Genomic DNA, 9866 nt, shown 5'->3' with positions numbered 1-9866 from the left:
TCGCATTGCTCGAGCGTGTGTCGGCGCGACTCGAAACAACCGCGAGCGGTATGTCGCAGGCTTGGGGCGATGCGTTGTCGCAGCAGCAGCGCACCGGCGATGAGCTCGCGACGGCCAACGAGCAGGCGCTCGCTCGGGCCGCCGCGACGTTCGAGCAGCATTCGAGCGCGTTGCTGGCTGCGCTCGGTCAGTCGCACACGGCCTTGCAGACGCAGCTCGCCGCGCGCGATGAAGAGCGGTTGAACGTGTGGGCGCAAACGCTAGCTGCGATGAGCGCGAAGCTGAACGATCAGTGGCAGCAGACCGGCGCGCAAACCGCGGACCGTCAGCAGCAAATCTGCGACGCGCTCGCGCAAACGGCACGCGATATTTCCATGCAGACCCAAGCGCATGCGACGCAGACGCTCGCGCAGATCGATCGGCTCGTGCAGGCGGCAGCCGACGCGCCGAAGGCCGCGACGAATCTGCAAGCCGAACTCGCCGCGCGTGATGAACAGCGCTTCACCGCGTGGACCGAAACGCTCGCGGCGATGAGCGCAAAGCTGAACGATCAATGGCAGCAGACGGGCGCGCAAACCGCGAGCCGTCAGCAACAAATCTGTGACGCGCTCGCGCAGACCGCGCACGATATCTCGGCGCAAACGCACACGCATGCGAACGCGACGATCGCCGAAATCGAGCGCCTCGTGCAGGCCGCGTCGGAAGCGCCGAGGGCGGCCGCTGAAGTCGTCGCTGAACTGCGTCAGAAGCTTTCCGACAGCATGGTGCGCGACACCGCGATGCTCGACGAGCGCAGCCGTCTGCTGGCAACGCTGGAAACGCTGCTCGACGCGGTGAACCATGCATCGACCGAACAGCGCACGGCGGTCGATGCGCTGGTCGCGACATCGGCCGACCTGCTCGAACGCGTTGGCAATCGCTTTACCGGCCACCTCGAGCACGAGACCGGCAAGCTCGGCGCAGTCGCCGCGCAGGTCACCGGCAGCGCGCTCGAGATTGCGAGCCTTGGCGAAGCGTTCAGCGCGGCGGTCAGCGTGTTCGGCGAGTCGAATGACAAGCTGGTCGCGCATCTGGAGCGCATCGAAGCGGCGCTCGATAAATCGCTGACGCGCAGTGACGAGCAACTGGCCTACTACGTGGCACAGGCGCGTGAAGTGGTCGACTTGAGCGTGATGTCGCAAAAGCAGATTGTCGAAGATTTGCAACTGCTGGCCGCGCAGCGCGCGACCGCTGGAGCCGACGCGGTATGAGCGACGACATCGACGGCGGCGTGGAAGCGGCCGCGCCGATCTGGGCCGCGTTCGGCGATCTGATGTCGGTGCTGCTCGGCGCGTTCGTGCTGATTCTGGTCGGGGTGATCGGCGTGCAGCTGGAGCTGTCGAGCAAGCTCGAGCAGGAGGTCAAGCAGCGCCAGGCCGAAACGCAGCGCCGCAAGACACTCGAACAGGCGCTCGCCGGGCCGCTGGCGGCGGGGCGCGTGACGCTCGTCAACGGCCGCATTGGCATCAGCGGCAACGTGCTGTTCGCATTGAATTCCGACCAGTTGCAGCCCGAGGGCCGCGCGCTGCTGAAGAGTCTCGCCGGTCCGCTATCCGCGTATCTGCAAGCGAGCGACCAGATCCTGATGGTGAGCGGCTTTACCGACGACCAGCGCTTGCGCGAAGGCAATCGACGTTTCGCCGATAACTGGGAACTGTCCGCGCAGCGCGCGTTGAAAGTGACCCGTGCGCTGATCGATGAAGGCGTGCCGGCGTCGTCGGTCTTCGCGGCTGCGTTCGGCTCGCAACAGCCGGTCAGCTCGAATGCGGACGAGCAGGGGCGCGCCAGAAACCGCCGCGTCGAAATGGCGCCGGTGCCGCGTCCGTCGAACGCGGCTGCAACGGAGAAACCCGGTGCGTGATGCCGATCGTGACGATGGCGCCGACCGCACCGTCGCCAACGATATGAGCGGCCATCCGGCCCGCGCGACGCTCGACGCGTGGCGCGCGAGCGGCGCTGATCGCGTCGACCCGCTGCGGTTTCGCTTTATCGAGGCGCTCGCGCGACGCGCGGCGGGCCACAGCGGCGCGGCGCGGCGTATTCTCGACGGCCGATTGTCGACGCTGCTGGACGAATATGCGGCCACGCTCGGCCGTGCCGACAAGCCGAAGGCCACAGTGGCTAGCGCACCGCTGGACGCTCCCCCAAGCGCGGCCGACGACGCGACGCTCGCGGCATTGATCGAGCGGCTCGCCGGGCATGCGCGTGCGGATAGCGACGGCGCCGCCTATCCCGAGCTGCCTGCGCTCGATTACTTCAGGGACGTCTGGTCGAAGGTTCGCGCCGACAAGCAACTGCGTCAGTCGCTCGCGCCGGTGGCGGGCAACACGGGGCCGCTCAATTCGAGCAGCCTCGTGCATCGGTCGCTGTCGTTGATGCGTGAGTTGTCGCCCGGGTATCTGAAGCAATTTCTGTCGTACGTCGATACGCTGTCGTGGCTCGAGCAGATGAACGGTGGCGCGCCTGCCGGTAAGGAACGCTCGCGCCACGCGGCGGACGCTGCCGCGCGAAGAAAGTAACTCCGCGCGGCGGCTGCGTCACTTCAGCCTTGGCTTTCAGATCAGAACGCGTGCCGCATGCCAACGGTCACCGCGACCTGTTTGTTGGTCGACGACGGCGACAGCGTGTTGATCATCGCGTGCGACAGCACCGAATCCGCCGGTGCGCCGTGCGCGTTCTGGTACACGCCTTCCAGATAGAAGTCGGTACGCTTGCTGACCGCGTAATCGGTCTGCAGCATCGCGGTATTCCAGTCCGGCGACGAACCGTTATACGCGCCGTGCGTATAGGTGTACGAGCCCGACACGCTCAATGCCGGCGTCAGCGCGTACTTCGTATTGATTTCATAGTTGTCGAGACGCAGCGAGCCGCCGAGCGTACCGGTCGGATCGCCGGCCGCGCCGAGGTAGGTGCCCGTGCCGAACGAGAATACGCCCGCGACATTGTCGATCTGCGTATGGCTCCACAGCAGTCCGACCGTCGCCGGGCCGAACGTGTAGTTGCCGCCGAGCGACCAGATGCGCTGACGCTGGGCGACGAAGTTCGCGCTCGTGTCGCCGGTGGTCACGGCGCCCGCGCCGTTGCCCGGATTGTTCAACTGCAGATAGCCGGCCGCGAGATTCAACGGGCCCTGTGTGTACGCCAGGCCGAAGCCGTATGAGCGGTTGTTCGCGAAGTCGCCGGCCTTGTTGCTGAACGAGTACATCGTTTCGAACGTGATGCCTTGATAAACCGGGCTCACGTACTTGACCGAGTTATTGATCACGACCGAATTCGCCGCGAGGTTGTCGTTCTCGAACGGATGCGCGGCGAGGCTGCCGCCCCACGTGTTGAAGCTCGCGGAGATGGGTCCAACGAGGTCGTTCATCACGTCGAACTGGCGGCCGAACGTCAGCGTGCCGTACGAATCGCTTTGCAGACCGACCCACGCCTGCGAGCCGAACGCGCTGCCGCCGAACGCCTGCGCGCCGTTGTTGAGCAGGAAACCCTGTTCGAGCTTGAAGATCGCGTGCAGACCCGCGCCGAGATCTTCCGAACCCTTGAGGCCGAACACCGTGTTCTGGGTCGAGCTGCTCCCGAGCTGCCAGTTGCTGTGGCCCAACTGGTTGTTGGTGTACACGATGCCGGTGTCGATCAGGCCGTATAACGTGACGCTGCTTTGGGCGTGCGCGGCCATCGTCAACGAACCGCACAGCGTGGCGGCGATCAGGGTTTTTTTCATAGCGAGTGGATCCTTGATTAAAACGATCGTTGTTGAGTGAATGAAGTGCTTTGCGCTATTCGCAACGGAGGGTGGTTCATGCATCGCGCAGGCGTTATCGCCCGATTGCAAAATCGGAAAGAAATTGCTTAAACCTGGGATGCTCGTTGCGGACAGTGACTCGGAAAATGTTTTGCATGGGGCTTGTGCGTGCAATCGAATGATTCTGCGGGCCAGTCAAAAGCACGCAATGTGCCAGAGCCCGCCAAAAGCACGCATGAGCTGTGCAGCGCGGGGATAGCGCGGGAATTGCCCGAAAACGGCGCATTGGCGGAAAACGGCGAGGGGGCGAAGCTTACCCTGTTGCGGCGCGCTCCGGGAGAGGGGGCGGTGCAGCGGGCACGATCGCGGTGCATTCACGGCCTATTCCATGCGCGGCGTCGGACGTCCTCGCTGCTTCATCGAGACATGGCATATTGATAAGCACCCTGCGATCACCGGAGTCCCATCATGCGCATTCAGACGGCCTTTCTTTTCGATCTTGACGGCACGCTCGTCGACAGCGTCTACCAGCATGTGCTTGCGTGGAAAGAAGCACTCGACAGCGAGGGGATCCCGCTGTCGGTGTGGCGGATTCATCGCAAGATCGGCATGAGCGGCGGGCTGTTCACGAACCAGCTGCTGCGCGAGACGCACGGTGAAATCAGTGCCGACCGCAGCGAGCGGCTGCGGCACGCGCATGCTGCCGCTTATCAGCGGATGCGCGCACAAGTGTGTCCGCTGCCCGGCGCGCGGGAATTGCTCGATGCGCTGACCCAGGCGGGTACGCCATGGGCGGTCGCGACCAGCGGGCGGATGGAGACGGCCGCGCTCAATCTTGCTGCGCTGGGCGTCGATCCCGCGAACGCGGTCGTCGTGACGCGCGACGACGTCAAATACGCGAAGCCGGACCCGGACCTGTTCATCGCCGCGGCCGAGCGGCTGGGCGTGCCGATCGAGCATACGGTCGTGGTCGGCGACAGCATCTGGGACATGCTCGCCGCGCGCCGCTGCCGGTCGCTCGGCGTCGGTCTGCTATCGGGCGGCTACGGCACCGAAGAACTCGAGCGCGCGGGCGCGCTGCGCGTCTATGACGATCCGGCCGGCCTGCTCGAGCATCTGGACGAAGTCGCGTCGCGGCCATGACCGATTGGCGTGAATGCGCGGGGCGCATGCCGATCGCGCACGCGGCGTGAGGTTGTTCGGCAGCGCGGTCCCGGCGTGCGACGGCAGGCGGCAACGTTTTGCCGTATTTCAATGCGGCGACCCGGCAAGGGACGTTTTATCCGCGCTGGTCTCAGTGCTTGAAAATCGGCGGCTGTTCTACCGGCGCCACTTTCGACGACTCCTTCACCAGTTGATCGGTCATCGCCGACGCGACGGGATTCGAACGCCGGCCCGGCGGTGTTTGTGTTTCCAGGCTCGGCACGCCGATGCCCGATGGCATCGGCAGTGACGGATCGGGCTTGGATGATTCCCGGACCAACTCGTCTGTGAGCAACGCAGCGACCGGGTTCGAGCCGCTCGGATGCGGCGCGGCGGCGTAGCGCCGGGCTTGTGCCTTTTCGATACGCGGGCCAGGCTTCGACTGCGCTTTCTGTTGCGCGGCGGACTGCGCTTTGGGCGCCGGCTGGGCGGCCGCTTGAGCCGTATTGTCGATGCGTCCGGTGACGACCTGACTGGACTCGGGTGCCACCGCCGGGGCGAGCGCGATGGCTGCTGCGGTTGCGGGGGCGGCCGGGGTCGGCGTCACTGAGGTCGCGGAAGGAGCGGAGGGCTGCGGTACTGGGCCCGTCGGGGTCAACGACGACAGTGCTGCCGAACCCGTGGCGGGCTGCCCCGGCACAGGACCGACAGACGGTTGCACAGGCTGGCCAGGCACGGAGCCCACGGCGGACTGCACAGGCTGCTGCGGCACAGAACTCCCGACAGGGGGTGCGGACGGAGCCGCCGAACTATCGATCTGAGCACCGACCTGAGCGCCCGCGGCAGGCGACACGGACAGCGGCGCGACCGGCGCAGCCGGCTGCGCCGGGACCGCCGGCATTACGCCGCCGCCAGCGACCCGCGCGGAGCCACCGCCCACGTCCTGCGCAGCGTCATCGATGCTGCCGACCACCACGCCGCTCGCGGTCGGCGCGCGCTCTTCGTCCTTCGGATAAAGCAGATAACCGGCGACGCCCGCATCGATCACGAGTAAGCCGATTATCAACAACTTGCCGGTATTCGTCATATCTAAGCAACAACATTCGGAAACTGCGAACTTCGATGATAAACGACGGACTGGCCGCCGACGCTTCTGACCGGCAACTCATGACCTCGCAAGATAGCTGATGTCGGAATAGGCCTGGCACCAGGATAGGGCATCCGCGGCGTCAGCGCGATTTGCCGCACGCCGCCGCAAACCGATGGTTTTACGTTTGCTTCCCTATTCTTTTTTTGACGAGATTAATCGGCGCGCATTCGCGACGTATATATGCGACAGCAATGCGACGCAAGTTGCACAGCTAAATGCGCGGAGCCTGTACTATACGAACCAGCGGAGACGACCGGCAGACACGCTTTGCTTGAAAATATGAACAACTTTATTCGACCACCCGTTTTCTATCCGTCCACGGTTGTCTTCGTGGACGATAACGACAGCTATCTCGATGCGCTGCGCCGGTTCTTCCCGGACACCCACACGAACCTGTTCTTCACGCGGCCGCAAACCGCGCTGCACTACATCCGCCAGCACGCGCGCGAGAATTCGCTGGAGTTCGCGGCGGCGTCGGCGTGTCTGAGCGAGCCAGGCGTCGAGCGCTTCGTCGAAACCTCGGCGGAGCGCGACATCGTCGCGCGGCCGTCGCGCTTCGAAGAAGTGGCGGCCGTCGTGGTGGACTACGACATGCCCGGCATCGGTGGCGTCGAATTTCTCGCGTCGATCTCGCATCTGCGTTGCGCGAAGGTGCTGCTCACCGGCGTCGCGGACGAAACCGTCGCGGTCAAGGCATTCAACGCCGGCATCGTCGATCTGTATCTGCGCAAGACCGATCCTGATTCGGCCAATCGACTCGTGCACTTTCTGAAGGACGCCAAGAACCGGCACTGCGGGGAATTGAGCTGGCTCGCACTCGGCGAAAACGGCATGACCTACTGCGACCCGCGTACGCGCAGGGTGATCGACGAGGTGGTGGCCGCGCAGGGCATCGTCGAGTATTACTGGCGCCCCGAGCAGAACGTGATCCTGATGTTCGACGGGTCCGGCAATCCGAGCGTGTTCGTCGCATGGGCCGAGAACGACTGGATTTCGCAGGGCGAGATCGTCGCCGACGAGGGCGGACCGTCGGACCTGCTCAAACAGCTCGCGGTGCGCGAGGTGATGCCGCTGTTCTGGCCGGATCTCGCTTATCGCGCCGGCATGCAGTTTCGCACGCTGACGCCGACCGGCATCCCCGGCTGGGACGACGGCTTCTACGGCTGGACTCGCATCGAGCCGGGCGAAGTCGGGCTCGACCTCGTCACCTTCGCGCGCTGGCGCAAACAACGCGATCGTTGACGCCGGTCGGCGCGACGCCGGCTGCATCACGCGACCGCGCAGAAAATCGCGCACGGCCCGATGCATCGCCTGCATGCCGGGGGCTTGTGTCGAGAGCGCGCCAGCATCCCTGTTTCCCCCAAAGGTGTCGCGAAACGCGTGCATGCCGGCGAGCGCGAGCCTAGGCGCCTGCGCTTCGCTACTATCGCGCGCGGGCGGAGGTGGCCCCGTGCCGACCATCGGATAAACCAGCGCGCTGCCACTATCGGCTCGCGCCCGAACATCGCGCACGCCGGCCGCTCACGACGATTGCCATGCGATCACGCTCGCCAGCACCAGCAATGAATACGGCGATTTCCGGCTCAAGCATCTTTCGTCCGTTGCGGTCGTGTTGTTAGCTGCGCGGCGCCCGGCAGGCCGATCACGCGTGCGGCAAAGCGAGCGGGCGGCAGCGCCGCATGCGCGTGCGCGAGTTCGCGCACGCGCGCCTCGACGTCGGGATCGAACGCGACGCCGCGCGGACCGCTGGTATCGACGTGCAGCAGCATCTGCTCGCTCGCGGCGACGGGTTCGGGGCGCGTGCTGTCCAGCGCGAACATTTCCAGGTACAGGTGCAGCCGTTTGGCGTCATGCGCGAGCAAGCGCATGTCGACGCGCACCGCCGCGCCTTCCTTGATTTCATGCAGATAGTTCAGATGCGCTTCGAGCGTGTAGATCGAGCGCTGGCGCGCCCGGCGTACCGCATCGGTCAGGCCGATCAGATCGATCACGACGTCGGCCGCGAGACTGAAGATCAGCATGTAGAACGCGTCGCGCATATGGCCGTTGTAATCGACCCATTCGGCGCGAACCGTTTCGCGGTAGGACGGTAGGACAACGGAAGGCGGCATAGGCGCGTGTTTGGTCGGTCGAAGGGATGGGGGCGGCGCGGGTGGTGCGTCGTGCTGCCTGCGCAGTGTAGTTCACGGGGCCCCGCTGCGCCGGCAGCGTCGTCCAGATGATCGGATTTGGCCTTCGATTGGCGCGGCGATCGCACGTGTCTTCCGGATCAGAAAACAGGATTGATCCAATCATATAAATTCATTTTTCAAGATGGATGGTCGCGCGTAATCTCAACACGTCATCAAGGCGACGCTACCGGGCAGCAAGCCGGTTCAGGCAGGTTCAGGCCGGTTCAATGGGTTTTGCCAGGCGCGTCAACCTCAGATCATCCACCGAAGCGGTCCGTGCGATCACGGCCGCGGTTCTCTTCGTCATGAACGACTCAATGAATTTGCCGGCCAGCCGGCTCCACCAGCCGGCGACCCCGCGCCGTGACATCAGCTACGCGGAGCGCAACGCGCGGTACTGGCAGCGCAATCTCGCTGTCTGCGTGTTCGGCTCGTTCACCACGCTGGTGAGTCTGAGCATGCTGCTGCCGTTTCTACCGCTGTATGTGGAACAGCTCGGCGTGAGTTCGCCGGCAGCGGTCGTCCAGTGGTCCGGCGTCGCGTTCGGCGCGACTTTCTTCGGCACCGCGATCACGGCGCCGCTGTGGGGGCGTCTGGCCGATCGGTACGGGCGCAAGCCGATGCTCATCAGGGCGGCAGTCGGCATGGCAGTGGTGATGTCGTTGATCGGCATCGCGCACAGCGTGGTCGATCTCGTCGTGCTGCGTCTGGTGGCGGGGTTGATCGGCGGCTATGCGTCGGCGTCCATCGTGATGATCGGCACCCAGGCGCCGCGCGAACGCGCCGGCTGGGCGCTCGGCGTGTTGTCCACCGGCGCGTTGGCGGGCAATCTGATCGGGCCGCTCGTGGGCGGCTTCCTTCCTGGATGGGTCGGCATTCGCGGGACTTTCTTCGTGGGCGGAGCAATGATCGCGGTCGCGGCGCTGGCGACGTGGCTGATCGTGCGCGAAGACTTCGATAGCGCCGTCGACGCGCGCAGCCGGCTCGCCGCCAAAGCATCGTCGCGCGTGAGCGTGAACCGCGCGGTGATCCCGGTGCTGCTCGTCACCGCGATGATGGTCTTGCTCGCGAACATGTCGATCGAACCGATCATCACCGTGTACATCGGCCAACTGGGCGTGCCGCACGAGTACCTCGCCCGGGTCGCGGGGATGGTGATGGCGGCGTCGGCGTTCGGCAGCATGCTGACCGCGCCGCGGCTCGGCGCGCTCGCGGATAAGGTCGGCGGCTGGAACGTGATTGTCGGCTGTCTGATCGCGACCGCGCTCGTGATGCTGCCGCAGGCTTTCGTCACGCACTGGTGGCAATTGGCGCTGCTGCGCGGCGTGATGGGGATGACGGTTGCCGGCTTGCTGCCGTCGATTGCGAAGCTGGTGCGTCAGTCGGTCGACGAAAGCCAGTCTGGAACGACGTTGGGCTATTTGCAGTCGGCGCAGTTCTCCGGCCAGGTGGTCGGCCCGTTGATCGGCGCACAGATCGGCGCGCATATCGGGCTGCAGCCGGTGTTTTTCGTCACGGGCGTGCTACTGGCCGCATGCGCGGCGCTTAATCTCTGGGTCCGTTCCCGTCATGCGCAGGCGGCGCCGTTGCACAACTGAGAGGAACCCGGTTGGCGGGCCCG

At 65.1% G+C, this 9866-nt stretch carries 9 protein-coding genes; 6 read left to right on the top strand and 3 right to left on the bottom strand.

What is annotated here, in order from left to right:
* The 3 genes from VGH68_RS14035 to VGH68_RS14025 all read left to right on the top strand — a co-directional run.
* Nucleotides 1–1250: DUF802 domain-containing protein (locus tag VGH68_RS14035; RefSeq protein WP_331604239.1), on the top strand; the 1250-nt coding region annotated here is incomplete at its 5' end.
* Complete coding sequence (locus tag VGH68_RS14030) at nucleotides 1247–1900, top strand: OmpA family protein (RefSeq protein ID WP_331604238.1); 654 nt, start codon at nucleotides 1247–1249, stop codon at nucleotides 1898–1900. The genes VGH68_RS14035 and VGH68_RS14030, both read left to right, overlap by 4 nt.
* 43 nt (nucleotides 1901–1943) lie before the next feature.
* Nucleotides 1944–2558 (top strand): DUF2894 domain-containing protein, encoded by a 615-nt coding sequence (locus VGH68_RS14025; RefSeq protein WP_331604244.1) that lies wholly within the window; start codon nucleotides 1944–1946, stop codon nucleotides 2556–2558.
* A gap of 41 nt (nucleotides 2559–2599) precedes the next feature.
* Here VGH68_RS14025 and VGH68_RS14020 read toward each other — a convergent pair whose 3' ends face one another.
* Nucleotides 2600–3760 (bottom strand): porin, encoded by a 1161-nt coding sequence (locus tag VGH68_RS14020; protein ID WP_331604237.1) that lies wholly within the window; start codon nucleotides 3758–3760, stop codon nucleotides 2600–2602.
* A 489-nt stretch (nucleotides 3761–4249) separates the two neighbouring features.
* Here VGH68_RS14020 and VGH68_RS14015 point away from each other — a divergent pair, with 489 nt between their 5' ends.
* Nucleotides 4250–4924: an HAD family hydrolase gene (locus VGH68_RS14015; protein WP_331604236.1), complete on the top strand. Its 675-nt coding sequence runs from the start codon at nucleotides 4250–4252 to the stop codon at nucleotides 4922–4924.
* Between the two features lie 151 nt (nucleotides 4925–5075).
* Here the strand turns inward: VGH68_RS14015 and VGH68_RS14010 are convergent, their stop codons facing one another.
* Complete coding sequence (locus VGH68_RS14010; protein ID WP_331604234.1) at nucleotides 5076–6011, bottom strand: hypothetical protein; 936 nt, start codon at nucleotides 6009–6011, stop codon at nucleotides 5076–5078.
* 342 nt (nucleotides 6012–6353) lie between these two features.
* On the opposite strand from VGH68_RS14010, the gene VGH68_RS14005 reads away from it, so the two are divergent.
* Nucleotides 6354–7316, top strand: a complete 963-nt coding sequence (locus tag VGH68_RS14005; RefSeq protein WP_331604233.1) for a response regulator — start codon at nucleotides 6354–6356, stop codon at nucleotides 7314–7316.
* Between the two features lie 341 nt (nucleotides 7317–7657).
* Here VGH68_RS14005 and VGH68_RS14000 read toward each other — a convergent pair whose 3' ends face one another.
* Nucleotides 7658–8185: a thioesterase family protein gene (locus VGH68_RS14000; protein ID WP_331604232.1), complete on the bottom strand. Its 528-nt coding sequence runs from the start codon at nucleotides 8183–8185 to the stop codon at nucleotides 7658–7660.
* Nucleotides 8186–8562: 377 nt separating this feature from the next.
* Here VGH68_RS14000 and VGH68_RS13995 point away from each other — a divergent pair, with 377 nt between their 5' ends.
* Nucleotides 8563–9843, top strand: a complete 1281-nt coding sequence (locus VGH68_RS13995; protein WP_331604231.1) for an MFS transporter — start codon at nucleotides 8563–8565, stop codon at nucleotides 9841–9843.
* Nucleotides 9844–9866: the final 23 nt, after the last annotated feature.

Origin of the sequence: Paraburkholderia sp. (assembly GCF_036488505.1) — a bacterium.
GTDB lineage: Bacteria > Pseudomonadota > Gammaproteobacteria > Burkholderiales > Burkholderiaceae > Paraburkholderia.
This window is presented reverse-complemented; position numbering and strand designations above follow the sequence as displayed.